Source organism: Konateibacter massiliensis (assembly GCF_900184995.1).
Lineage (GTDB): Bacteria > Bacillota > Clostridia > Lachnospirales > Lachnospiraceae > Lachnotalea > Lachnotalea massiliensis.
Genome location: NZ_LT860099.1, coordinates 461,291 through 486,152, shown reverse-complemented (window position 1 = coordinate 486,152; position 24,862 = coordinate 461,291). Strand labels below are relative to the sequence as shown.

The 24,862-nt window shown below is 43.4% G+C and carries 22 protein-coding genes; 3 read left to right on the top strand and 19 right to left on the bottom strand.

Going from position 1 to position 24,862, the window contains the following annotated elements; all coding sequences use genetic code 11:
* Positions 1-43: 43 nt before the first annotated feature.
* Positions 44-745, bottom strand: a complete 702-nt coding sequence (locus CTY48_RS08020; RefSeq protein ID WP_099467988.1) for a response regulator transcription factor — start codon at positions 743-745, stop codon at positions 44-46.
* Positions 746-1,140: 395 nt separating this feature from the next.
* On the opposite strand from CTY48_RS08020, the gene CTY48_RS08015 reads away from it, so the two are divergent.
* On the top strand, positions 1,141-1,956 hold the full coding sequence (locus CTY48_RS08015) for a Cof-type HAD-IIB family hydrolase (protein WP_099467987.1): 816 nt from the start codon (positions 1,141-1,143) through the stop codon (positions 1,954-1,956).
* On the opposite strand, the gene hemL is transcribed toward CTY48_RS08015, so the two are convergent.
* From hemL to hemA, 5 genes are read right to left on the bottom strand one after another with little or no spacing between them, the layout of a single operon-like run.
* On the bottom strand, positions 1,934-3,220 hold the full coding sequence (gene hemL / locus CTY48_RS08010) for a glutamate-1-semialdehyde 2,1-aminomutase (RefSeq protein WP_099467986.1): 1,287 nt from the start codon (positions 3,218-3,220) through the stop codon (positions 1,934-1,936). The two genes, CTY48_RS08015 and hemL, sit on opposite strands and share 23 nt — an antisense overlap.
* Positions 3,220-4,197 (bottom strand): porphobilinogen synthase, encoded by a 978-nt coding sequence (gene hemB / locus CTY48_RS08005; RefSeq protein ID WP_099467985.1) that lies wholly within the window; start codon positions 4,195-4,197, stop codon positions 3,220-3,222. Before hemB ends, hemL begins: the two co-directional genes overlap by 1 nt.
* Positions 4,191-6,563 (bottom strand): uroporphyrinogen-III C-methyltransferase, encoded by a 2,373-nt coding sequence (gene cobA, locus CTY48_RS08000; protein ID WP_099467984.1) that lies wholly within the window; start codon positions 6,561-6,563, stop codon positions 4,191-4,193. Before cobA ends, hemB begins: the two co-directional genes overlap by 7 nt.
* Positions 6,556-7,020, bottom strand: a complete 465-nt coding sequence (locus CTY48_RS07995) for a precorrin-2 dehydrogenase/sirohydrochlorin ferrochelatase family protein (RefSeq protein ID WP_099467983.1) — start codon at positions 7,018-7,020, stop codon at positions 6,556-6,558. The genes cobA and CTY48_RS07995 overlap by 8 nt, the downstream gene beginning before the upstream one ends.
* Before the next feature lie 21 nt (positions 7,021-7,041).
* The gene (hemA, locus tag CTY48_RS07990; protein WP_099467982.1) at positions 7,042-8,271 is read right to left on the bottom strand and encodes a glutamyl-tRNA reductase; all 1,230 of its coding nucleotides are present in this window, start codon (positions 8,269-8,271) and stop codon (positions 7,042-7,044) included.
* A gap of 471 nt (positions 8,272-8,742) precedes the next feature.
* Here hemA and CTY48_RS07985 point away from each other — a divergent pair, with 471 nt between their 5' ends.
* Both CTY48_RS07985 and CTY48_RS07980 read left to right on the top strand, forming a co-directional pair.
* Positions 8,743-10,038, top strand: coding sequence for a LysM peptidoglycan-binding domain-containing protein (locus CTY48_RS07985; RefSeq protein WP_099467981.1), 1,296 nt, complete (start codon positions 8,743-8,745; stop codon positions 10,036-10,038).
* A gap of 146 nt (positions 10,039-10,184) precedes the next feature.
* Positions 10,185-10,967: a sirohydrochlorin cobaltochelatase gene (locus tag CTY48_RS07980; protein WP_099467980.1), complete on the top strand. Its 783-nt coding sequence runs from the start codon at positions 10,185-10,187 to the stop codon at positions 10,965-10,967.
* Positions 10,968-10,974: 7 nt separating this feature from the next.
* On the opposite strand, the gene CTY48_RS07975 is transcribed toward CTY48_RS07980, so the two are convergent.
* The 13 genes from CTY48_RS07975 to CTY48_RS07915 are packed head-to-tail and all read right to left on the bottom strand — an operon-like array spanning position 10,975 to position 24,861.
* Complete coding sequence (locus CTY48_RS07975; RefSeq protein ID WP_236354820.1) at positions 10,975-12,123, bottom strand: N-acetylmuramoyl-L-alanine amidase; 1,149 nt, start codon at positions 12,121-12,123, stop codon at positions 10,975-10,977.
* A 1-nt stretch (position 12,124) separates the two neighbouring features.
* Positions 12,125-12,763: a precorrin-8X methylmutase gene (locus CTY48_RS07970; RefSeq protein ID WP_099467979.1), complete on the bottom strand. Its 639-nt coding sequence runs from the start codon at positions 12,761-12,763 to the stop codon at positions 12,125-12,127.
* Positions 12,764-12,785: 22 nt separating this feature from the next.
* Positions 12,786-14,318, bottom strand: coding sequence for a cobyric acid synthase (locus CTY48_RS07965; RefSeq protein ID WP_099467978.1), 1,533 nt, complete (start codon positions 14,316-14,318; stop codon positions 12,786-12,788).
* Between the two features lie 9 nt (positions 14,319-14,327).
* Positions 14,328-15,356, bottom strand: coding sequence for a pyridoxal phosphate-dependent aminotransferase (locus tag CTY48_RS07960; protein WP_236354818.1), 1,029 nt, complete (start codon positions 15,354-15,356; stop codon positions 14,328-14,330).
* Positions 15,357-15,367: 11 nt separating this feature from the next.
* Entirely contained in the window at positions 15,368-16,318 is a 951-nt protein-coding gene (cbiB, locus tag CTY48_RS07955) for an adenosylcobinamide-phosphate synthase CbiB (protein WP_099467976.1), read from the bottom strand.
* Positions 16,306-17,283, bottom strand: coding sequence for a bifunctional adenosylcobinamide kinase/adenosylcobinamide-phosphate guanylyltransferase (locus CTY48_RS07950; RefSeq protein WP_099467975.1), 978 nt, complete (start codon positions 17,281-17,283; stop codon positions 16,306-16,308). Before CTY48_RS07950 ends, cbiB begins: the two co-directional genes overlap by 13 nt.
* Positions 17,284-17,292: 9 nt before the next feature.
* A complete protein-coding gene (locus CTY48_RS07945) occupies positions 17,293-18,063 on the bottom strand; it encodes an adenosylcobinamide-GDP ribazoletransferase (protein WP_099467974.1) in 771 nt (256 codons plus the stop codon).
* A 6-nt stretch (positions 18,064-18,069) separates the two neighbouring features.
* Complete coding sequence (locus CTY48_RS07940) at positions 18,070-18,606, bottom strand: bifunctional adenosylcobinamide kinase/adenosylcobinamide-phosphate guanylyltransferase (protein WP_236354816.1); 537 nt, start codon at positions 18,604-18,606, stop codon at positions 18,070-18,072.
* A gap of 17 nt (positions 18,607-18,623) precedes the next feature.
* Positions 18,624-19,706, bottom strand: coding sequence for a nicotinate-nucleotide--dimethylbenzimidazole phosphoribosyltransferase (gene cobT, locus CTY48_RS07935; protein ID WP_236354815.1), 1,083 nt, complete (start codon positions 19,704-19,706; stop codon positions 18,624-18,626).
* An 11-nt stretch (positions 19,707-19,717) separates the two neighbouring features.
* On the bottom strand, positions 19,718-21,064 hold the full coding sequence (locus tag CTY48_RS07930) for a cobyrinate a,c-diamide synthase (RefSeq protein ID WP_099467972.1): 1,347 nt from the start codon (positions 21,062-21,064) through the stop codon (positions 19,718-19,720).
* A gap of 9 nt (positions 21,065-21,073) precedes the next feature.
* On the bottom strand, positions 21,074-23,038 hold the full coding sequence (gene cobK / locus CTY48_RS07925) for a precorrin-6A reductase (protein WP_099467971.1): 1,965 nt from the start codon (positions 23,036-23,038) through the stop codon (positions 21,074-21,076).
* On the bottom strand, positions 23,031-23,762 hold the full coding sequence (cobJ, locus tag CTY48_RS07920) for a precorrin-3B C(17)-methyltransferase (RefSeq protein WP_099467970.1): 732 nt from the start codon (positions 23,760-23,762) through the stop codon (positions 23,031-23,033). The genes cobK and cobJ overlap by 8 nt, the downstream gene beginning before the upstream one ends.
* Positions 23,755-24,861, bottom strand: a complete 1,107-nt coding sequence (locus CTY48_RS07915) for a cobalt-precorrin 5A hydrolase (RefSeq protein WP_099467969.1) — start codon at positions 24,859-24,861, stop codon at positions 23,755-23,757. The genes cobJ and CTY48_RS07915 overlap by 8 nt, the downstream gene beginning before the upstream one ends.
* Position 24,862 lies beyond the last annotated feature (1 nt).

Sequence of the window (24,862 nt, the reverse complement as noted above, 5' to 3'; positions counted from 1 at the left end):
GATAGTATATCCAATTATTTTTTTACGAAAGGAATTCAAAAAATTACTTTTCAATTTTGTAGCCTACCCCCCAAACGGTTGTAATAATCTTCTTATTTCTCGTATCCTCGTGAAGCTTTCCTCTCAATCTTCGGATGTGCACCATAACAGTGTTGTTTGCCTCATATACCTTTTCATTCCACACACGTTCAAAAATCTCATCCGTGCTGAATACCCTGCCCGGATTGGAAGCAAGTAAAAACAAGATATCAAACTCAATCGGCGTAAGCTTTATCTCCTCGCCAAATATTGACACCATATGATTATCCCTGTTAATCTGTAATCCGTTGATTGTGATATCACTCTCCAGTATTTCAACCGGTTTGCTCGGATTTAACTGAGTGTAACGCCTTAGCTGGGATTTTACTCTGGCTGTCAGCTCAAGCGGATTAAAAGGTTTTACGACATAATCGTCCGCTCCGGTGCTGAGTCCTAATATTTTATCCAAATCCGTAGATTTGGCGCTCAACATAATAATCGGAATATTATTCTTCTCTCTAATCAAGCGGCACATTTCAAGCCCGTCCATTCCCGGCATCATAATGTCTAAAAGAACAAGCTCAATCTTATTCTCCTCCAACAGATGCAATCCTTCTTCCGCACTATATGCCTTAAATACCTTGTATCCGTCACTTACTAAATATATTTCAACTAAATCTGCAATTTCTTTTTCATCATCTACTACCAAAATATTAATGTTTGACATTTTCTTCCACCTTTCGTGCTTGGTTTTCTTCCGATAAAACCTATTATCAGAAGAAAAATGCTTCTGATAATGCTCCAAAACTTCGTTTTCTCGCTAATTTATCGGGTAAAACCAAATACTCACTTCGTTCGTGCTTGGTTTTCTTCCGATAAAACTTATTATCAGAAGAAAAACGCTTCTGATAATGCTCCAAAACTTCGTTTCGTCGCTAATTTATCGGGTAAAACCAAATACTCACTCCGTTCGTGCTTGGTTTTCTTCCGATAAATTATATTACAATATTATCACAATTATTGTTAGAAATCATTAAAATTCCATTACAATATTCGAACGAGTTTTTGCCGGAATTATATGGTATACTAAAATCAGAACGTGTATGCAAAGGAGAATGACTTATGAATGCAACTAAAATTCTTTTTACAGATTTAGACGGTACCTTATTAAATGATGAAAGAAAAATTTCCTATCAAAATAAACAGGCAATCCAAAAAGCTCTGGATATGGGGCATAAGATTGTGATTACGACTGGACGTCCTCTTGCAAGTACGCTGCTGCTTACAGAGGAGTTAGGGCTTGACGGTGACGGCTGCTATGCCATCACATTCAACGGCGGACTTATTTACGACTGCGGCGCAAAGCAGGCTATTTCCAAAGCTACCCTTTCAAAGGAATATCTCGGCACACTCTTTGATGCGGCAAGAAGGCATCAAGTGCACTATCACAGTTATTCTGATAAAAACGTTGTATCGGAGCATTTGACGGACGAGCTTACACGGTACTGCGATCACATTAAAATACCATATCAGGTTGTGGAAAAAATAGAAGAAGCCCTGACCGAGAATCCGATCAAGGCTATTATGATTAATTTTGAAGGCAGAGACCGCTTATCAAAAATCAAGCAGGAGCTGGAAGCCTTTTGTCAAGATAAAATAAACTGCTATTTTTCAAGCCCTTATCTGCTTGAGTTTGGCTCGCTTGATGCCTCAAAGGGAAATGCCCTCAAATTTCTCTGTAATCACTTAGGTGTTCCGGTCGAAAATTCCATTGCGGCAGGCGATGAGGAAAATGATATTTCTATGCTGCAAGCGGCAGGAATCGGTGCGGTAATGGCAAATGCCTCCGATGAAATCAAGAGATATGCCGACTATGTGACCGAAAACAATAACAATAATCACGGAATTGCAGAGATTATCGAGAAATTTTTGTTATAGTTTGTTCAAACACCCGGAGTGTCTCTTCCACTTCCTTATCTGTCATTGCGCCCGAGACAAACATTGCTTCAAACTGGGATGGTGCAATATAGATTCCGTTTTCCAGCATATGTTTGAAATATTCACCGAATTTCTTTGTGTCAGCGGTCTTAGCCGTTGTGTAGTCGCGTACAGGCTCCTTTGTAAAAAAGATACAGCCGAGGGAGCCTGTGTAATTAAGCGTCGCATCTACCTTTTTCTCTTTTAAAATTTCCTTCATCCCCTCAAACAGCTTTTGGGCCTTTTTATTTAATTCCTCATAAAAAGATGAATTATCCTTTAACATGGTAAGCTGTGCATAGCCTGCTGCCATCGCAACCGGATTTCCACTCAGTGTTCCCGCCTGATAAACTGTACCGAGAGGAGCAACCATTTCCATGATATCTCTTCTGCCGCCGTAGGCACCCACAGGCATACCGCCGCCTATAATTTTACCGAATGTAGTCAAATCAGGCTTTATGCCAAAATACCCCTGGGCCCCATCAATTCCGAGACGAAAGCCTGTAATGACCTCATCAAAAATAAGAAGTGTCTGATTCTCGTCACATATTTTTCGAAGCCCCTCCAAAAATCCTTTTTCCGGCAATACCACTCCCATATTGGCTGCAACCGGCTCAATGATAATTGCAGCAATATCCTCTCCCCACTGCTCAAACAGTTCTTCAACACTTGCAAGGTCGTTATAGCCGGCGGTGAGCGTATCGGTAGCACAGCCCTTTGGAACACCTGCACTGTCTGGTACACCTGCCGTCATAACGCCGGATCCTGCCTTTACAAGCATGGAATCGCTATGCCCGTGATAGCAGCCCTCAAACTTTACAATCTTGTTTCGTCCGGTAAAGCCTCTTGCGACACGGATGGCACTCATAACAGCCTCTGTTCCTGAGTTTACCATTCGAATCATCTCAATGGACGGAACAAGCTCGCAGATAAGCTTTGCCATTTTCACCTCGTATTCGGTGGCAGCCCCAAAGCTCAGACCGTTTTTGCACGCCTCTACTACCTTTTCATATACAGCTTTATGGTTGCTTCCAAGTATCATCGGTCCCCATGAGCCGATAAAATCAATGTATTCTTTCCCGTCCACGTCTGTGATATATGCCCCATCTGCCTTCGCAATAAAACGAGGGGTTAGTCCAACCGAACCATATGCTCGTACCGGGCTGTTCACGCCGCCCGGAATATAGTTTCGTGCTTCCTCATATAACTGCTCTGATTTCGTCATTAGCCTATTCTTCCTTCCTTCATATATCTTGCAAGCTCCTTGGCAAAATAAGTAATGTAAATATCTGTTCCCGCGCGATAAGCGCTTGTTGCCATCTCGCACACAATCGATGCCTCGTCAATATAGCCCATCTCAGCAGCCGCCTTCACCATTGCATATTCCCCGCTCACGCTGTATGCCGCAACCGGAAGATTTACCGTCTCCGCCACATCCCTGATTACGTCCAAATAGGAAAGTGCGGGCTTTACCATAATAATATCTGCACCTTCGTCGACGTCAAGGAGTGCTTCACGGATTGCCTCTTTTTTATTGTGGTAATCCATCTGGTAGCTCTTTCTGTCTCCAAAAGACGGTGTAGAACCTGCAGCCTCACGAAACGGCCCATAAAAGGAGGAAGCATATTTTACCGTATAGCTCATAATCGGAATATCGGTATAACCGCTTGTCTCCAGCTCGTTTCGAATTGCGGCAACTCTCGCATCCATCATGTCGGACGGCGCCACCATATCGGCACCTGCCTGCACATGGGAAAGCGCGGTTTTCGCAAGAATTTTTAGTGTCTCGTCATTGTCTACCGTATTCCCCTTTAAGATTCCGCAATGTCCGTGGGAGGTATATTCACACAGGCAAACATCGGTCACATAGTAGAGATTCGGAAATTCTTTTTTCGCCTCGCGAAGCGCCCTTTGAATGATACCATCCTCCGCATAAGCTTCACTTCCGCATGCATCTTTATGGTCAGGAATTCCAAACAGCATAACGCTTGATATCCCTGCATCCGACACTCTCTCCAGCTCATATTTTAAGCGGTCCACACTGTAACGGTACTGTCCTCTCATCGAGGCAATCTCCTCCTCGATATTCGTACCCTCCTGCACAAAAATTGGGTACATCAGGGAAGCCTTATCCATTCTCGTCTCCCGCACCATTTTTCTTAAGATTTCACTGCTTCTGTTTCTTCTCGGTCTGTTTAACATATTTTTGCCTCCGTCTTATTATTGACAACCTTTTCCAAGCATTCCACAAGACTTTCCATCGTAGCCTCCTTGGAAACAAAGGTCTGCATTTGATATCTTTTTGCCGCTTCTTCGGTCTTATGTCCGATGCAAAATGCCTTAATCTTCGCATAATCGATATTTGGGTTGGCGTTTATAAAGCCTTCCACAGTCGACGCACTTGTAAAAACAGCACAGTCAATCTCTCCTTTTAAAAAGCCCTCTTCCACATCAACCAGCGGTGTTTCATATACCGTCTCATAGGTTGGCACATCATAGATAACCGCTCCTGTATCAGAAAGCTCCTCTATGATTTCCTTTGCGCCTGCTTTTGCCCTCGGAATCAGAAGTACTTCCTTCTCCCTTATTGTGGCTGCAAGCAGCTTTCCAAGCTCCTCTCCCGTATAAATCTCTGGCATAAGCTCCGGAAAAATACCTTTTTCCTCTAAAATTTTGCCGGTCGCCCTGCCAATCACCGCAAATTTAATATGGTTTAGGCTTCTGATATCAACCTTGCAGGCTTGCAGCTCCTCAAAAAATATTTTTGCTCCTGTCGGACTTGTCAATGCAATCCAGTGAATGTCTGTAAGTTTCGTTATACAGCTGTATAATTCCTCATTGTTCGGAATTTGAACTGTTTTGATGCTTGGAAGCTCCAATACCTCTGCCCCTCTTTCCCGCAGCATCAAGGATAGTTTTGAGGTAAGCTCTCTTGGTCTTGTAATCACTATTTTTTGGCCTGATAAGGTATTTTTATCATACCATGCAAATTTTTCAGATAGGGCACACACCTTTCCGACTACGATAATGGACGGAGACTGGATTTTCGCTTTTTCTGCCTCCTCGTGCAGATGAGAAAGAGTAGAGACAACCTTTCTTTGATGTGCCTTTGTTCCGTTTTCAAGCACAGCCGCAGGTATATCCGCCTCCATTCCTCCGGCTATCAGACCCTCACAGATTTCCTCCAGCGAAGAGACACTCATCAAAAAGACAAGTGTTCCCTTCGTTCTGACCAATGCCTCAAAATCAATATCAAGCGGCTCATCTTGTTTTTTATGCCCTGTGATAATATGAAGAGAGGAACAGTAATCCCGATAGGTTACAGGGATCCCTTGATAGGCAGGCACAGAAACCGCACTTGTGATGCCCGGAATAATTTCAAACGGAACCTTATTCTCCACCAATAGCTCCAGCTCCTCACCGCCTCTTCCAAAAACAAACGGATCGCCGCCCTTTAGCCTTACGACCTTTTTCCCTTTTTGTGCCTCCTCCAAAAGAAGCTCATTGATTTTATCCTGCGATACAGCATGATTTCCCGCCTGTTTTCCGACATAGAACTTTTGTGCTGTATCAGAAAGCATACTAAGGATACCGTCCCCTACAAGTCTGTCATATACGATGGTATCTGCCTGCTCTAATATCCGCTTTGCCTTTAGCGTAAGAAGCTCCGGGTCCGATGGTCCTGCACCCACAAGCCATACCTTTCCAATCTTCTTTTCTTTTTTACCTGCCGCATATTCACCAAGCTCCTTAGCATGCTCAGCATTATCCTTCCACTGCCCCTTTTTCCCGTCCTCAAACATACAGTTTAAGGTGATGGTTTCCCCCTGCACCGTCGCATATGCCGCAACGGGTGATGTACAGCCTCCATTTAAGGCTTTGATAAAAGCTCGCTCACTTGTTGCCGCAAGCTCACTTTCCCTGTTATTTACGCATTCAAGAAAGGAATAATCCTCTCCCGCCCTTCCTTGCATTGCCAAGATACCCTGCCCTGCTGCCGGAAGCATCTCTTCCACTGTAAATTCTCTTGATATCCGTTTTTCCAACTTCAGCCTTTTCATTCCTGCTGCCGCCAGAATCAAGGCAGAAAATTCACCTGAGTCTAATTTTTCCAGACGCGTCAGCACATTTCCTCGAACAGGCTTTACCTCCATATCCGGAAACAGCGCTCTTAACTGTAAGGTTCTCCTAAGACTCGAGCAGCCAATCGGAAGCTCCTTATTTAATTCGCTCACTCCCTTTGGCAATATAAGCACATCTCTTGCATCCTCTCTCTTTGAATAGGCAAGAATCGGAAGTCTCTCATCGGTTTCCATCGGCATATCCTTTAAAGAGTGAACCGCCAAATCTATCTCATTGTTTAACAAAGCCTTATCAAGCTCCTTGACAAAAAGTCCTTTGCCGCCAACCTTGTCAAGCGTTCTGTCAAGAATTTTATCCCCTGTCGTCTTCATCGTGATTAACTCAATCTCCAGCTCGGGATGATGCTTTTTAATTCCGTCTATAATGAGCTGTGACTGCACGACAGCCAGCTTACTCTCCCGGCTTCCCACCCTGATTTTACGCATTGCTTTCCCTCTCTTTTCTTATTTTCTCTGCAATTTCTCTTACCTTTTTGTGATTGGTTCCGTCTCCTGCTATACCGATTGAGACATCCTCGGTCGTTACAACCGCCGGAAAAAAGAAATCACATTGCTTCTGGTTCCCTGCATTGTTTCCTAATATATGAAGTCTTTTACATTCCTTATAAATTTTCTCATTTATCGCCTCGTCATCTGTGGCTGCAAGCACAAGAAAGGCATCCTCTTCTATGCCATGAGCAGGATAGCTGTTCGGTATCCACTGAATTTTATTGTCTGCTATCAGGCTTTCTAACTCCCTGTATACCTTTGGTGCAACCACAGTAATATCCGCATGAAACAAAAGCAAGGTGTTTATTCTTCGATAAGCTACCTTGCCTGCACCAAATATCATTATTTTTTTTTGCTCCAAGGGTATAAACAAGGGAAATTTTAGTTCACTCATCCTTGCCTCCTAAAAAACGGTCTATTCCGTATAAATTTTATTCATTCCTTCGACGCATTCTCTCCATGTATCGACGTTTAGATTATCACGCAAGCCAAATATCAACTTATCCACTACCTTTTTGGATGCTTCCTGTATCGTATTCTCAAGGCTTTCCCGGCTGTCTTCTTCAATATTTAATTTTCCTGACACACCCCATACTCTGTTTCCGATGTCCTTTGCCGCCAAATCTGCAATCTGCTGGACAACCAAAATCAGATCTCTGCATTCGTACCACTCCACAAATTCATCTATCTGTGCTTGTAAAATTGCTTCTATCTGTCTTAAATTTTCTTCCAGCTTTTCATCCGAAATGTCAAGCTTAAAATCATCTATATCATAGAGCTTCACCCGGTTTAGCTCTGTCACCCTTGGATCAATGTCTCTTGGCACTGCCAAATCAAGTAATAAAAGCGGCTTTCGCAGTTCAACCAGCCCTAAATCCTCCATGCTTATCGTACAATTCGGGCTTGCCGTCGCACTGATTACAATGTCACAATTGTTGATATAGCTCATTCGTTCTCCGTAATGGATACGTCTGCAGCCTTCCGGAATTTCAACTACACCGCTCTTGTATTGTCTGACCGTCACGGTTACATCCGCACCCTCTTTTTTTAACGCCATAGCGGAAAGCTTTCCCATCTCCCCGTTTCCGATTACCATACATGTTTTATTCCTTAGCTCTATCTGCTCCCTTTTCAAACAGGAAACCGCTTCGTCTATCACCGAGTAATTTACATGTGAAAGCTTCACGTTTGTCTTTACTTTTTTTGCCGCGGTAACCGCCATTCGAAACAGCACCTCTAGCACATTATCTGTACAATAATTATCCCTTGCAAGCGCTAAAGCCTCTTTTACCTGCGAGATAATCTGATCCTCACCGAATACCTTTGATTTGATTCCGCACGCCAGATTGAATAAATGGTTTACTGCCTCCAGTTCGCGGCGCTCCGTCAAAAATTTTTCATAAGAGGCATAGTCAAGCCCCTTCAGCTTGCAGAAATATTCCTTTAGCGGAAGATCCAAATGCTCCTCATGGCTAATCCATATCTCTGTTCTGTTGCAAGTGGACAAAATTACACATCCGTTGATGCCATTTGTCTCTTTTAATTTCATCATCGCTTTGATACAATTGGTTTTCGTCAAAGCAAATTGTTCTCTATATTCTACCGACGCTTTGTCATGGTCGATACCTACCATTCTTATGTTCACTGTATTGCTCCTCTTATTGCTTTTGATATTTCCTGTCAATTATACTCTTTTTGTGTGAGAATGTCTATGGTTAAGGTGTTGTGCCCAGCATGGTATCTATTTTCCATATTGTACCGTTGTTTCCATTCTTTAAATATTACATACTTGTTACAAATATGTTACAATTATTTTGTTCTTAAGAAACACAAAAAAAATATAAAGGAGGAAATGTGTTATGTGTTTTACTTTCAGTTCATGTAACTTAAGCGACCTTTTAAATCTGATTTCTCAGTACTGCAAATAGACAAATGATATATGGTTCGTTTTTAAATGAATTCAAGGGGTGCCGTTAACCGGCACCCTATTTTGTTCTTTCCTCTTATTATAAAAGAGATATCTTCCACAAACAAGATATAACTTTCTTTTCTTGAAATCAATCGTATTCCCCATTTATTATGCATATAATAAGACTAAAACGACAAGGATACTTCTATGGAAATATATGTTGTTCAGCCCAATGATACGGTCTACGGTATCGCCAGTAAATTTAATATTTCGTCAAGGAGACTGATGCAAGACAACGATTTAGACGCCCCAAACTCTCTTGTTCCGGGCCAGGCGATTGTCATCGCTCCTCCTGCGCAGACATATGTTACGGTGGCAGGTGATACATTGGAAACAATTGCCCAAAAAAACAATGTTTCACAGATGAAGCTGCTTCAAAACAACCCCATTCTTGCTACCACCCCCATTGCTCCGGACAGAATATTGACGATTCGTTACGATACCTCAGGAAAAATATCTACAGGAGGCTATATGTATCCCTATATTGACAACAATACATTGCTTAAGACTCTTCCAAATTTAACCTATAATTCTATCTATAATTATAAAATAACTGTAAGCGGAGAAATCATCACCTACTATGATGATGAGATTGTCATACAACGCTCCAAAGAATACGGTGTAATTCCCCTTTTTATGGCTACTACCATGTCTGCACAAGGTGAACCGGATTATGAAGCCGTTTCCAGCATACTTTCAAATGAAGTCTACCAACAATCATTTATTGATAATTCAATTGCTCTTATAAAACAAAAAGGATATATGGGATTAAATATTATTTTCAATTATTTAACTCTCCTTAATATTGATTTGTACATAGCTCTTCTCTACAATTTAAAGACTGATTTAGACAAAGAAAACCTTTTACTTTTTGTAACTGTTAATTCAAACTCTCAATATGTCAGTAACGAACTGAGCTTTGAAAAAATTGACTATAGCCCTTTATCCCCATTGATTGACGGAATTACTTTTATCCAGTTCGTCTGGGGTGTCAACTACGGTCCCCCCATGCCCGCCAATTCCATTGCACTATTAAAGTCATTAGTGGAATATGTGACGCAAACGATGCAGCCTGAAAAACTTTCAGCCGGTGCCTCCCTAATCAGCTATGACTGGCGGCTTCCCTACACGCCCGGACTTTCCTATGCCAATTCCTTAAGCTTAAGCTCTGCACTCAGGCTTGCCTCCGATACAGGAGCTGTCATTCAGTTTGATGAAATATCACAGTCCCCTTATTTTAACTATACAATTGCAAATGGAGAGGAACATATTGTCTGGACAACGGACGCCAGAACTATCAATGCTTTGGTGGAGTTGGTACGAACCTATAATTTGAACGGAGTCAGACTTTGGAATTTGATGTTTTATTCCTCTCCTATCTGGCTTGTAATCAATTCTCAGTTTGATATTGAGAAATTACTTCCCAGTAAATTTGATGTTTAAGCAAACGGACGGTTTCTGCAAAATTGGCAGACACCCGTCCGTTTATTCTATAATAGGAAAACAATCTTTCTTATCTCCTTGGCATTGACATTATATTTCTACAATGTTAGACTCGAATGAGAATGAGTGAAATTAAGGAGATTTTTATGTTAAGCAAGAAAGCAATTTTAGTCGTAAGCTTTGGTACAAGCTATTTAGATACGTTAGAAAAAAATATAAAACAGATTGAGGATGAAATCCAGGAGAATTATCCAGATTATCACATCTATCGCGCATTTACAAGCCAGATGATTATTAAAAAGCTGCAATCAGTCTGTCAAATCTCCATCGATACGGTAACCGAGGCGATGGAGCGAATGAAAAAAGACGGCATCACAGAACTTCTCGTCCAGCCTACTCATATCATTCACGGCATTGAAAATGATAATATGATAAACGATATCAGTCGTTTTAAAGATGATTTTACTTCCATAAAGCTTGGAACACCTCTTCTTTCCTCCTTTGAGGATTACAAAAAAGCGGTTGCTATCCTTATGGAAAAATATAAGCCAAAAGACGACGAAGCGCTTGTTTTGATGGGCCACGGCTCCATCCACTATGCGAATGCCTCCTATCCGGCACTTGACTACACGTTTCGGCAGCAGGGCTACTCCAATGTCTATGTGGGCACTGTGGAGGGCTATCCTGAGCTTGAGGACGTTATTTCCCTTGTAAAAGAGCAAAATGTCACCAATGTCAAGCTCCTTCCCCTTATGCTCGTCGCCGGAGACCATGCCAAAAATGATATGGACGGAAGCGAGAAAGATTCTTGGAAATCTCGTTTTATCCAGGAAGGCTTCTCCGTTCAGACCATCGTAAAAGGTCTTGGTGAGATAAAAGAATTCCGTCAGCTATATTTAGATCACTTGAAGGAAGCGGTATCCTTATAATAACGACTTATTGTCCGCTAAAATAGCGGTCCAATCCATTTGCAATTCCCACAGAAAGCTTATTCTGGTAATCATCTGTTTCCATTAAGGCGTCCTCTGTGGGATTTGTCATAAATCCCATCTCCACGATTGTTACCGGCAGATTGCACCAATTAATGCCGCTCATACTATCCGTCTCTATAATTCCTTTGCTGTTAGCACCTGTCGCCGCTACCATTTCACTTAAAACCACATCAGACAGATTTTTACTCTGCTTGTAATAGGCACTTACATAAGGATTTGAGGATGTCTGACACATCGTCAAAATTCCGTTCACACTGCTGTTTTCCGAGCCATTTGCGTGAATTCTGACAAACGCCTCTGCACCTGACTCATTGGCAATCTGTGCACGCTCAGCGTTGCTTAAATTTACGTCATTTGTCTCGCGGATCATTACAACCTGATAACCGCGGCTTATAAGCTCTTCCTTTAATTTAAGAGAGACCGCTAACGTAAGCTCATATTCTGCCAATCCACTGGCAACACCGCTTGTTCCCGATGCTACCTTCGCCTTTTTTTCAGAGGCTCCCGGACCGATTGGCTCCAGCTCGCTGTTTCCCTTCGCCTGATGTCCTGCATCGATGGCAATGATATGCCCGGAACCGTTTAAAGTTGGTTCTTCCGTTGCGAGATATTCGCTTGCAACATATCCCTCCAAATCCCCATATGTGACTTTGCTCCACTCATTTGAGATACCTGTTCTCACAAGCTCGGTACCCCTGCTTAAAACAGTGAGTATTTCACTCTCTGTGCTTGGAAGTGTTCTGAGATTTACATTGGAGGCAACATAAACAACCTCCTCTGTGCTTGTAAATTCCATCTGAGACAAAATATCTGCTTCCTGCTCATTCGTGTCGTCTGATGCTTCCTCTTCCCGTGCAGACTCTTCCTCTGCATTCTCAGCTTCCGCAGACTCTTCTCCGGCCCCCTCTGTCAAATCTGCATCGGTGCCTGCCGCATCATTTGTTTTCTGTTCATCAGTATCCGCATTGGCAGCACTTGCCTGTTCTGTCACATCAGCCTGTGTCCCCGCCTCGCCCTTTGTCTGAGCAGCAGAACACCCGGCAAACGCCAAAATCATGCACATAACCGCTACTATACCCCAATACTTTCTCATTCTATCTCTCCTCATCCAGCATATAAATCAGGGCATTACAAATAGCCGCTGCTATATTGCTTCCTCCTTTTCGCCCTCGTGCAACAATGTATGGTACATCCAGACTCATAATCAGCTCCTTGGACTGTACCACATTCACAAAGCCGACCGGAACACCGATAATAAGAGCCGGATTTATCTTTTTTTCTTCAATCAGCTCGTAGAGGCGGACCAAAGCAGTCGGGGCATTTCCGATTGCAAAAATTAATTCCTTATCAAGGAGTGCTGCCTTATCCATGCTCGCGGTTGCCCTTGTCGTTCCATTTTGTTTTGCAGTCTCGGCAACATCCTCATCAGACATAAAACAGTAAACCTCCCCGCCGAATTTAGCAAGAGACTTTTTGTTGATGCCGGACTTTCCCATCTGGGTGTCCGTCACGATGCAGGCACCTCTCTTGATCGCCTCCAGCGTGTTTTTTACTACATCCTCTGAAAACATAAGCGTATCTGCATAGTCAAAATCTGCCGCCGTATGTATCGCTCTTTTTATGATAGGAGCTTTCTCATCCTCCGGTATTCTGCCGTTTAATTCCTCGGTAATAATCTCAAAGCTTCTTTTCTCAATATCTCTTGGAAGTACGTTTTCTAATTCTATTTTCATCTTATCATTTCCTTTTTCTTTTTTAATCCAGTCCCTTTTCGAGTATTTCGTATACCTGTTTCATGTCCAGGCTCTCCCTCACATAATCCGCCAGTCTGTCATACTGCTTTTCTTTATATTCGGAAAAATTGACAGCCTTGATATCCTCCTCCTTCAAGCCAAGCTTGGCTCCAAGCGACAGAATAAGCTTTCTCGTCACATCCTCCTCATCAAAAATCCCATGGAGATAGGAACCATAAATGTTATTTTGGTATGCTCCCTCCCACTTATATCTTTCAAAATGCTCATGACGGTTCGTGTTCACTTCTTTTATCTTGGTCAAAGGCTTCACCTTATCGTTTAGTGCCGTTGTGGCACCCATATGAATCTCATATCCCTTCAGAGAAATACCGGATAACAAGTCAAGTGTTCCCTGAATTTCTTCAAAACTGCCTTCAACCTGTGTTCTTGTCTTTTGCTCCTTGAAAATTGTTTTCATCGGCAAAAGTCCCATCCCCTTTAAATCTCCTCCTGCCTCAACCGCATAAGGGTCACTCAGCTCCTCGCCAAGCATCTGATAGCCGCCGCATACACCAAAAATAACGGTTCCTTTTGCCGCCTCTTTTAAAACAGCCGCTTCGAGCCCATTTTGGCGCATCCACAAAAGGTCACCCATCGTATTTTTGGTTCCCGGCAGAATAATCATATCAGGATTTTGAAGTTCCGAAACACGATTCACAAAGCGAAGTGACACGCCATCGATTCGTTCCAGTGTATTAAAATCCGTAAAATTCGAAATTCTTGGAAGCTTAATTACTGCAATGTCAATGCTTGCCGCCTGTTTTGTCTTGTCAAACCGCTCGCTCAAGCTGTCCTCATCTTCGATATCGACATACATATAAGGCACCACACCGATAACCGGAATATTTGTCTTATCCTCCAGCATACGAAGTCCCGGCTCCAAAATCGTTTTATCTCCACGAAATTTATTGATAATGGTACCTTTTATCATGGCTTGCTCTTCTTCCTCCAGAAGAATTGACGTCCCGACAAGCTGTGCAAATACACCGCCCCTATCGATATCACCAACCAAAAGCACAGGAGCTTTCGCCATTTTTGCCATTCCCATATTTACGATATCCTCGCTCTTTAAATTAATTTCCGCCGGACTCCCCGCTCCTTCAATCACAATGATATCGTATTCTTCCTCCAAGGCACGGTACGCCTTCATAATGTCCGGAATCAGCTTTTTCTTATATTTAAAATAGTCCACAGCCTTCATGTTCCCGATTACTTCACCATTTACAATAACCTGTGAACCTACGTCATTGGTAGGTTTTAGTAAAATCGGATTCATCTGTACACGCGGTGCGATTTTTGCTGCCTCCGCCTGCATGACCTGTGCCCGTCCCATCTCCAGACCGTCACTTGTGATGTAGGAATTGAGTGCCATGTTCTGGGATTTAAACGGCGCTACCTTATAGCCGTCCTGCTTAAATATTCTGCACAAGCCGGCTACGAGAAGGCTTTTCCCCGCATTCGACATTGTGCCTTGTATCATAATCGATTTTGCCATTTTCCTCTCCTAACGCTGCAAAGCCTCTATCAGTCTTACATTTTCCTCGTGTGTCCTCACCGCAACCCTGTAATAGCCTTCCTCCAAGCCTTCATAATTGCTGCAGTCCCGAATGAGAATCTGTCTTTTCAGACAGTGCTCAAACAATCCTGCCTTTGCCTTGAAAAAGATATAGTTTGCGCGCGAGCCATATACTTGACAGCCCGCCTTCTCTATTTCCTCGATGAGATAGCTACGCTCCTTTGCTATCAATTCCTTGGATTTTTGCACATAGCCTCGCTCCTCCAACGCAGCAAGCCCGGCTTCCTGTGCCAATATCGACACATTCCAAGGCTGAGAGCAGCGGGTAATGAACTCATGAATACGTTTATTGCTGACAATGCCAAAGCCTAAGCGGACACCCGGCATAGCATAGAGCTTTGTAAATGCATTGACGATAATCAGATTGCCATACTGTGCAACTTCCTTTATCGCACTTTGCATCTCTCCGTCATCCAAAAAGCTGTTGAAGCACTCATCTATAACAAGAAGCACATTATTTCTATGGCATTTTTCAATAATCCGCATTAAAAATGGCTTCGGAATCACCTCGCCGGTGGGATTATTCGGATTGCACAAAAACAACATATCCAAGTCTGCGCTGATATAGTTGAGAAAATCCTCTCTGACCTGAAAGCCGTATTCCTTTTTCAATTCATAGCTTACGACTTTAGAGCCGACTGCAAGCAATGCCTGCTTATATTCAACAAAGGTAGGGGCAAGAATTAAAGATTTTCTTGGCTTTAACGCCGTAGTCACGGTAAAAATAATATCCGCCGCGCCATTTCCAAAGAGGATATATTCCTCCTTCACCCCATATTCCAAAGCAAGTTTTTTTCGGAGCTTTCGGCAGTGAATATCCGGATAATGAACGGTTTTGTCAATGCTATCCATCAATGCCATCTTCACTCCCCTTGGCAGCCCAAGTGGATTTATGTTTGCCGAAAAATCTGTTACATTCTCGTATTGATAAATATCTCCGCCGTGTACGTTTTCCATAATAACTCCTTTTACAATGCAAATAAAAATCTGACACTAAAAACTATTATAAGCCCTAACAGAGCCGTTGTATACATTAGTTTGTTTACCTTTTTAATGTCCTCGGGCTCAATCTCTCGATTATCATCACCAATTGTCTTTTTTTCATATAATTTTCCAAAATAATATGCATTTCCTGCAAGCATGATATTTAATGCACCTGCACATGCCGCCTCTGTCTGTGCAGAGTTAGGGCTTGCATGGTTATAGCGGTCCCTCACAAAGATTTTCCATGATTGTTTTCCGTCAAAGCCGCCTAGAAAGGCTGCCGCCACCATAAGAAGACCTGACATGCGAGCCGGTATATAATTGAGTATATCATCAAGCTTTGCACTTATTCTTCCAAAATATAAATTCTCTTCATTTTTATAGCCTACCATAGAATCCAATGTATTCACAGCTTTGTAAGCAAAACCAAGCACCGGGCCTCCGAGCATAAGATAGAAAAGAGGCGCTATGACCCCGTCCGTTGTATTCTCTGCCACAGTTTCGACGGTTGCCTTTACAATTCCCTTCCTATCAAGCACGGAGGTGTCCCTTCCGACAATCATGGATACCGCTGTTCTTGCCTGCTCGGTATCTCCTGTCAAAAAGGCATGATACACCTTCATACTCTCTGTTTTCAGAGATTTTGTCGCAAGTATCTGGTAACACATAATTGTTTCAACGAAAAAGCCCAGATAGCGGTTGATGCTAAAACATAGATAGAGAATAAGAAACGGAACGGCTGCAGACAAAGAAACCGTCACGATGACAAGAAGCGCTCCTCCTGCAAGCTCCCAGCTCTTGCTTTTTGGCAGCCTTTTTCTAATCCCTTTTTTCAGAAAGCTGATTAGGTTTCCGATTGCACATATGGGATGCCATTTGCCAAAAGGGTCTCCGATTAACATATCAATCACAAATCCAAGTATTACCGATAACATTTGCTGCCTCCATCAATCTCCAATAAATATCCCTCGCAGTTTCCTGCTTTCCAGTCAAAATAGTCTCTTTTTTCTCCGGAAAATTGAGACATGATTGCCATAATCGTCCCGCCGTGCGTCACAATGGCAATACTCTCATGCTTATGTTCAAACGCATCTTTTATAATGAAGCGAAATACTGCACCCGCTCTTTCATTTGCCTCCTCAAAGCTCTCACCCTGCGGAAACCCGCTTTTTCCGCCACTGTCAATCCAGCTTTGATAATCTTCACTGCCGTCCAATTCCACATGGTTTTTATACTCAAACACTCCGAAATCTGTCTCTCGAAGCCCCGGAATAATCGCTTTTTTTAGATGCGGATACAAAATTTCTGTTGTCTGTATACAGCGGCACAGCGGACTTGTATACACCTTGTCAACCTGCGGCAGCTTCTTTTCCATTGCAAGCTCAATTCCTTCATCACACAAAGGCTCGTCCGTACTGCCGACATAGCGTTTTTCCAAATTCCCTTTAGTCGTGGAATGTCTGATTAAATATACCTGAATCTTGCTTGGACTCTCAGACTCATCCTGTCCTGATTTTTTTTCATAAATCTTCGTTCCGATGCCGCAATGAATCCGGTATACTTCATCCGCGTATTTCACGATAAGGCAGCCTGTCCTTCCGACCTTTTCCCGATAAATGCGGTCAAAAGCATCCACAGGCACAAGACCGCTTCCGATTTCTGCCAAAATAATAATCAGCTCTTTATTTTTCATAAGAAGCTCTTCCACAAACGCTTCAACTGGGCGTTCTTCCTTCATAAGCCGGTAAATAAGCCACTCAAAATGATTGACCGCCTTAGCCTTATAAAGTTCCCCATAGCTGCAGCTCTCACCGTCTGCTATCTCTTCTTCCTTTATTGAAAAGCGCTCTTTTACAAACGCTGTTTTTCCCTGATATGCACTGCCTATTACAAATATCATCGCTGCCTCCTATCTACCGATAAAGCTTTGTCCAACCAAGGTGCCTACTGCCATCGCAAGCTCACACAGCTGTAAAAACCAGCCTGCCAAATCTCCCGTGATGCCGCCAAACTCCTTATACGCCTTTACTCGGTAAAAATGAAAGGAAAGAATGGCAAACATCAAAGCACTCACTCCGATTGCTCCTCCTATCGCCACCATCGCGGCGCCGGAGCTGATTGCAAACAGAAGCATCACAATCCGAACCGCCCTTTTTTGCGCCGAATCAGAAAACGCATGTGCCAGTCCGCTGTCTTTTGCAAGCTCAAAAGTGACAACCGCAAAGCCGCTCAGTGCCCTTGACAGGATAAAGCCAAAGCAAAGCACAAAAACTGCTTCCTTCGCAAGCTCACTCCAAACTCCGCCAAGCACAATAAAATATACGATGCTGCTGATCAAGGCAAATGCACCAATATGAGAATCCTTTAATATCTCAAGCTTTCTCTCCTTTGGCTGATAAGAGCTAAGCGCATCCTGCGTATCGATAAAGCCGTCCAAGTGAATTCCTCCCGTAATAAGGATGGGAAGCACCAAAGTTCCCGCAAGCCGCAAAATAGTGCCAAAGCCCAGATAATCGCAAAGACAGTACCAGCCAAACAAAAGGACACCGATTACGGCTCCTATCAGCGGAAAAAAGCACATGGAATATTTCATGTTTGCCTCATTCCACTCTGTTTTTGGCATTGGTATTTTTGAATACATGGAAAAAGAAATTTTAAATCCGCTCCAAATCATTTTCATATTATCTCACACTTTCTTATGATAGATTGGTATGGAATAAACAACCTCACATATCACATCCGCCATTTTTCCGATTTCCTGATTAATCACACCAAGCTGCTGTATATAGTTTACCATTTCCGGATCAGGATTTGCAATATCGCCAAACACCTCATTGGATACAATAATCAGATTTTCTGCCTGCTGCGCAAGGCGTAAGATACCATCCATTATGTATGTTACAGCATTTTCCTTGGCTCCCTCCTCCATGTAAAGCTCGTTTGCCAACAGATTCGACATACATTCAAGCAAGACGGTTGATTGAAGAGGGACTGCAATATCTTGCAGACCATAAAAGCATTCCAACGTTTCAAAGCCCTTTCCCGCTCTCATTTCCTTATGTCTTTGTATCTTTTGCAGGGTTTCTTCTCCATAAGGATACATGGTTGCAATATAGACAGCTTCATAGCTTCCCTTTAATTTTACCGCCAGATTTTCTGCAAACTCCGATTTGCCGCTTCCGCTTCCTCCCGTTATGAGAGCCACCATGTGAAACACCTCCATTTCTATTTCCTATGATATTAACTAAGAGGCTGATATGCCTCCACATCTATCTGCTCAAAGGTACTCATCTCGCTGTATACCGCCACTGCCATATCTAAAATGGGAATCAGAGCTATCGCACCGGTCCCCTCGCCAAGACACATATCGCATGTGAGAAATGGATCAAGTCCAAGCTCTTCAAGCACAAAATGTGCGGCAGGCTCCTTGGATACGTGAGAGGCAAGCATATATTCCTTTGAAAAGCTATTCATCTTCACCGCTATAAGAGCTGCCACGGCTGATATAAACCCGTCTATCACGATGGGAACCCGATATAAGGCACCGCCAAGAAATACTCCTGCCAAGCCGGCGATATCAAGACCGCCTACCTTGCTAAGAAGGTCAATCATATCCGTTTTGTCCGGTTGGTGAAAAAGTAGGGCATCCTTGATTACCTGAATTTTACGGTTTAAACCTTCCGTTGACAGACCGGCACCTTTTCCCGTCACTTCCTCAACGCTTTTTCCAAGAAGAACGGAGGCAATGGCACTGCTTGTTGTTGTATTTCCAATTCCCATCTCTCCGGTCGCAATCATATGATATCCTTTTTCCTTCAGCTCATAAACCATTTGGATACCGTTTATCACGGCACTTCTTGCCTCTTCAGCAGTCATAGCTGGCTCTTTTGCAAAATTTTTCGTGCCGTATGCCACTTTTTTATCGATAATGCTTGTGTCCTTCACCATACCGATATCAACTGGATAAATGTCTGCGCCCGCACAGCTTGCCATGATACTTACACTGGCTTTCCTTTGCAGAAAATTTTCCGCAACAATCGCCGTGACCTCCTGCCCGGTCTGCGTCACACCCTCCGCAACGATGCCATTGTCTGCACACATAATCACAAGTGCTTTTTTCTTTAGCACAACCTCATTGCTTCCCGTGACACCTGCAATTTTTACAACCGCATCCTCCAGCTTTCCAAGGCTTCTAAGCGGCTTTGCAATGCTGTCCCAGCGAATTCTGCTCTCCTGCATGGATTTTAGGGAGGGAGGCTTTATTTGTGTTAAGGCTTCCTCCAGCGTTATTTTCTTATTTTCATATTCTATCAGTTCACTCATGTTTGTCTCCATTACTTGCAATTACTTAAAAATCTATAGATAAATTCCGGATTTGAATAATAATAAATATGCGGAAATCCCATACATTGGTTTATTGAGCCGTGAATACAGCTCCATTCCCTGTTTCGCAAAGGCTTTTTTGCCTGATAGTCTTCTCCGCAGCTTGTACTGTCAAAATAGTGGAATTCATGCCCTTTTATTTGCTTTTCCAAAGGCAGAAGGGCATCTTTCTTATTTGTGCTCAGTTCAATATAGCCAAACCGCCCCAGCTTATCTGTTTTGTAAGCTTGCCCTTCTATCGCGCCAACCATCGGATAAGCGTTTTTTTCATTATCCTCCATGGTATTATGCAGATACATAAAGCCCCCGCATTCCGCCAAAACAGGCTTCGCCTTATCCATATATGTTTTGATGCTTGTTAGCATCTCATGGTTCTTGCTTAACTGTGCCGCATAAAGCTCCGGATAACCGCCCCCGAGCATAAGCCCCTGAATGGATTCAGGAAGCTTCTTGTCATGAATCGGAGAAAAGAAAACAAGCTCAGCTCCCATCTTCTGCATCAGTTCCAAATTATCTTCATAATAAAAGCAAAATGCCTCATCACGGGCAACCGCTATTCTAGGTGTATGTTCAAGCTTTGTACCCGGATACTCAACCTTTTCCAGCTCCGGTGCCTGCTCTGCAATGCCAAATATTTTGTCTATATCAAGCGTCTCCTCCAAGATATGAGAAAGTCCTTCCAGCTTTTCTCGTATCTGACTGATTTCCTTCGGCATAACTAAGCCCAAATGCCTACTCTCGAGTACAAGCTCTGATACACGCGGCACATAGCCAAGAACCGGAATGGAGGTTTCCGCCTCAATCGCCCTTTTCAGTTCCGGATAAAACATCTGCGATACCTGATTCAATATCACGCCTCTTATATTGCTGTCCTCCCGAAAAGTAAGAAATCCCTTTATCATTGCCGCCGCAGACAAGCTCATCCCCTTTGCATTGATGATTAAAATAACAGGGGCATCTAACACCTTGGAAACCTCATAGCTGCTTGCCTGGTCAGATGTTCCTCCGACACCGTCGTAATATCCCATCACTCCTTCTATCACAGATATGTCACTATTTTTCGCCCCGTTTTGAAACAGATAGTTCGTTGTCCTATCATCTGTAAAAAAGGTGTCCAGATTTCTGGACGGAAGCTCCAATACGGTTTTATGAAACATGGGGTCTATATAGTCCGGTCCGCATTTAAATGCTGTCACTCTTTTTTCTCTATTTTTTAATGCCTGCAAAAGTCCGCAGGTAATGAGCGTCTTTCCGCTTCCGCTTGAAGCTGCCGCAATCATAACTCTTGGAATACGCATGCTGTCCTCCTATCCTATCGTGATGACGGTCACAGGATTCTGACCCATCATCATATGATAAGGACCTGCCTTTTTCGCCCTCGCACATTGCAGTTGAATCACTTCATAATCCTTGATTGCAAGTTCTTTTATCCCCTGCATTGCCTCCGAAACCGTTTCCAGTGTAATTGCCGTGATAACAATTTTAATCTGAGGATTTTTCTCCTGCAACAGACGTATCATTTCACCCAATTTACCGCCGCTTCCCCCGATAAAGGCATGGGTCGGTGCAGGTAAATCCCAAAGTGCCTCCGGTGCCACTCCTTCGACTGCCCAGACATTGGATACCTGAAATCTCTTTTTATTCTCTTCAATCAGTAAAATTCCCTCTGCATTTTTCTCAACGGCATAGACAACACCCTCATATGCCTTCTGCGCCGCCTGAATAGAAACGGAGCCTGTTCCCGCCCCAATATCATAGAGGATGGAGCCTTTTTCTAATTCCAGTTTTGACAACGCTACCGTTCTTATCTCTTCCTTGGTCATCGGTACGTCGCCGCGCAAAAAAGCCTCGTCTTTGATTCTCTCTCCATCTGCCCTTGCATTCGGATTCTCGATATAAACAACGCAAAGCTTGTCAAATTCAAGTGCTGCAAGCTCCCTTGGACTTCCATAGGTGATTTTCTCGGTTTCATAGCCTAAGTTCTCACCAACCCATACCAGAAGCTCCTCAAAGCCATAATCTAAAAGCTCCTGCATCAAACGAACAACACTTCTGTCTCCGCCCATCAACGAAAATACCTTGTCATTTCTGCGCACGATATCGACCGTGTTTACCTGTCTGCCATGAGCGCTGATTAGCTTCGCTGCCTCCCACGGTTTTGCGATTTTCCCGCAAAAATAGGAAAGGGAAGAGATACCGCAAACATACGAGGTTTTATATTCTGCAAAATAGTCAGAAAGCCCGCTTGCTGCGCTGTAAAAGCCCACATCACCTGATACAAGTACGACTATTTTTCTATATTCCAAATGCTCCTTTAAAAACGCATCAATTTCCTCTTTTTTATAAAGTGGCACGGCAGGCTTTCCAAACTCCTCCACCGTCTCAAGCATACGGCTCGCACCAAACACTACGTCGGCTTCCCGAACAGCATGTTCCGCCTCTCTTGTCATCTGCGCCAAGCTTCCCATCCCGATTCCGACCACAGATATTTCCCTCGGTTCTGATTTTAGAGAAAACATTTCATTCAAATGTTTCACAACCTGAAAATAGGAAAATCCCTCTTCCTCCTTTGGGCGTCCGATCACAATCGACGTGATATTCAGGCGCTTTGCCGCATTTATCTTTTCCAAAAAGCCCCCCGCTCTTCCCGCTTCCTTTGTCACTAAATATTTGGCATTTATCTCCTTCAGCATGATATAATTCATTTCTTCGCTAAAAGGTCCCTGCATGCAGATTAGGTTCTTTCCCTCAAAACCAAGCTCCATAACCTGTTGCATTGCCTCCTTACTTGACAAAACACGGGCATAGGTCCGTTCCTTGTAATCGGACAGCTTCATATATTCCTTTAATTCCTTGCTTCCTGTTGTGATAAATACATTGCCTGCCTTATCCTCCAGATATGCGCAAGCCTCCGCAACAGAATCGACATAGACAAGATCAGACTTTGTCTCGCTTTGCTTCGTTTCCTCTCGAAGAAGCCTGATATACGCAGTATTTTTTGCCTTACACGCCTCCTTGATATGAGCAGACACTACCGTCGCATAGGGGTGAGTTGCATCCACCACCACAACAGGCTTTTCTGTCTCAAAAAGCTGTTCCATCTCCTCTTCGGTCAGTCTTTTTCCTGATACCGAGAGATAATCCGATTTTTTGAGCAGACTTTCCCCATATTCTGTGGCAACGCATACCATCGTGCTCACCTTCTGCCTGTCTAGATATTCAGAAAGCTCTCTCCCCTCTGTTGTTCCTGCAAAAATAATTACTTTACACATTCTTGTATCCTCTCGGTGTTACCATCTTGCCGCCAACTTCCTTTGTCTGAGAGTTTCCGATAAAGACGGTTGTGAACATATCTACCTCACATTCCCGCAATTCTCCTAGCGTAAGGATAACAGAAGCTTCTCCTTCACGCCCTATATTTTTGACATAGCCGCAAACGGTATTTGAATCGGCATGCTTCAATACGATATCACAAGCACGCTTTAAATAGTCGTGGCGTTTTTTGCTGGACGGATTGTATAGGCAGATAACAAAGTCCGCCTGTGCCGCACATTCCAGCCTTTTTTCTATTTTTTCCATCGGGGTCAGCAAATCGCTTAAGCTGATAACCGCAAAATCATGGATAAGCGGAGCACCAAGCACGCAGGCACCGGAAAGTGCCGCCGTCACTCCGCCTACAATGGAAACCTCCACGTTTGGATAGCGCTGTCCGATTTCCAAAATAAGCCCTGACATTCCGTAAACCCCTGCATCGCCGCTGCATATCATAGCTGTCGTTTTTCCTGAAGAAGCCTGCTCAAAGGCAAGCTCACATCTCTCCGTCTCTTTTGTCATCGGCGTTGTCAAAAACTCCTTATCCGAAAAATGCTCCTTTACAAGGTCTACATATACGGTATAGCCCACGATAACATCACAGTCCTTTAGCACCTGTGCTGCCTCAATCGTCATCTGTTCATAATTTCCCGGTCCAATTCCTACTACATATAATTTATTCAAATCGAATTCCTCTCGTTTCTTCTTCTATTGCAAGTGCGGCTGTCATTCCCTCATAAGCCCTTTTTCTCATAAAAAGCGTTGCAGGCTTCCTACATGCTTTTATGGCGGATCGTTCGCATACACTTCCGACACCGGTTACCTGTTTCACAAAGTCTGATTCTTGAAAGTCACCTTCCACAGCCTTTAATTCTTCCGCTGTATAAGTGACAAAGGGTATTTCATATTTATCTGAAAAAGCCCGAATACATGCCTCATCTACCTTTAAGTCGATGCTGGCTATCGTTTTGATTGCATGAACCGAAATCTGTACTTCCTGCAATAGATTCAACAAAAATTCTTCAAGCTTTTTGCTTTCAATATTTTTCTTACAACCAATTCCAAGTATAAATCGCTTCGGAATCAGGTTTAGTGTATTGGTAAAAGGTTTTTCCTCGTCATAAGATATGCAAATCCCTGTATCAATCGTATTTTCATCGTCGTTTGCCAAATTAAGCTCGAATACGTCAAAAGGCATCACCACGTCAGAGACAGGTGGTAATACAAGTTCTTTCGGAATTTCTCCCTCAATCTGAAGGCGGGTTGACAAACCTATCCTCTGCCCCTCTAGCACAGCAGCAGACACCTCTTTTGCCATCTTCATATCAGTAATAAAAAGCCCTTCCCTTTTTGCAAATACATCCACCGCAAAACGCCCATTTATATCCGTTGCGGTCGTAATCACCGGAGTCGCCTGCAACAATCTGCTGATCTCTAAGGTAAGCTCATTGCCTCCCCCGATATGCCCTGACAGCAGTGAAATGACAAAGGACGCTCCCTCATCGATAACAAGTACAAGCGGGTCCTTCGTCTTGTCCTTGACAAACGGCGCAATAGTTCTGACTGCAATACCACAGGCGCCGATAAAGATAATGCCGTCCATATCCGCAAACTGTCTTTCACACCAGTCCTGTAAATCCTCTTCTATTTTCGTCAGTTCCACTCCGGCTTCACAGCGTCCCTTGTAATAGCCCATACAGGAGTGAGCAGGCTCCAGCAAACGTACCATCTTGTCGTTTAATATACTTCCTGCCTTTGTAAAAGAGACAATCGCTAGTTTCATG

Bases quoted from the DNA above. Each gene is read 5' to 3' on its own strand.
- CTY48_RS08020 (WP_099467988.1), bottom strand. From the start codon at position 745: ATGTCAAACATTAATATTTTGGTAGTAGATGATGAAAAAGAAATTGCA.
- CTY48_RS08015 (WP_099467987.1), top strand. From the start codon at position 1,141: ATGAATGCAACTAAAATTCTTTTTACAGATTTAGACGGTACCTTATTA.
- hemL (WP_099467986.1), bottom strand. From the start codon at position 3,220: ATGACGAAATCAGAGCAGTTATATGAGGAAGCACGAAACTATATTCCG.
- hemB (WP_099467985.1), bottom strand. From the start codon at position 4,197: ATGTTAAACAGACCGAGAAGAAACAGAAGCAGTGAAATCTTAAGAAAA.
- cobA (WP_099467984.1), bottom strand. From the start codon at position 6,563: ATGCGTAAAATCAGGGTGGGAAGCCGGGAGAGTAAGCTGGCTGTCGTG.
- CTY48_RS07995 (WP_099467983.1), bottom strand. From the start codon at position 7,020: ATGAGTGAACTAAAATTTCCCTTGTTTATACCCTTGGAGCAAAAAAAA.
- CTY48_RS07985 (WP_099467981.1), top strand. From the start codon at position 8,743: ATGGAAATATATGTTGTTCAGCCCAATGATACGGTCTACGGTATCGCC.
- CTY48_RS07980 (WP_099467980.1), top strand. From the start codon at position 10,185: ATGTTAAGCAAGAAAGCAATTTTAGTCGTAAGCTTTGGTACAAGCTAT.
- CTY48_RS07975 (WP_236354820.1), bottom strand. From the start codon at position 12,123: ATGAGAAAGTATTGGGGTATAGTAGCGGTTATGTGCATGATTTTGGCG.
- CTY48_RS07970 (WP_099467979.1), bottom strand. From the start codon at position 12,763: ATGAAAATAGAATTAGAAAACGTACTTCCAAGAGATATTGAGAAAAGA.
- CTY48_RS07965 (WP_099467978.1), bottom strand. From the start codon at position 14,318: ATGGCAAAATCGATTATGATACAAGGCACAATGTCGAATGCGGGGAAA.
- CTY48_RS07960 (WP_236354818.1), bottom strand. From the start codon at position 15,356: ATGGAAAACGTACACGGCGGAGATATTTATCAATACGAGAATGTAACA.
- cbiB (WP_099467976.1), bottom strand. From the start codon at position 16,318: ATGTTATCGGTAATACTTGGATTTGTGATTGATATGTTAATCGGAGAC.
- CTY48_RS07950 (WP_099467975.1), bottom strand. From the start codon at position 17,283: ATGATATTTGTAATAGGCAGTGCATATCAGGGAAAAACAGCGTTTGTA.
- CTY48_RS07945 (WP_099467974.1), bottom strand. From the start codon at position 18,063: ATGAAAATGATTTGGAGCGGATTTAAAATTTCTTTTTCCATGTATTCA.
- CTY48_RS07940 (WP_236354816.1), bottom strand. From the start codon at position 18,606: ATGGAGGTGTTTCACATGGTGGCTCTCATAACGGGAGGAAGCGGAAGC.
- cobT (WP_236354815.1), bottom strand. From the start codon at position 19,706: ATGAGTGAACTGATAGAATATGAAAATAAGAAAATAACGCTGGAGGAA.
- CTY48_RS07930 (WP_099467972.1), bottom strand. From the start codon at position 21,064: ATGCGTATTCCAAGAGTTATGATTGCGGCAGCTTCAAGCGGAAGCGGA.
- cobK (WP_099467971.1), bottom strand. From the start codon at position 23,038: ATGTGTAAAGTAATTATTTTTGCAGGAACAACAGAGGGGAGAGAGCTT.
- CTY48_RS07915 (WP_099467969.1), bottom strand. From the start codon at position 24,861: ATGAAACTAGCGATTGTCTCTTTTACAAAGGCAGGAAGTATATTAAAC.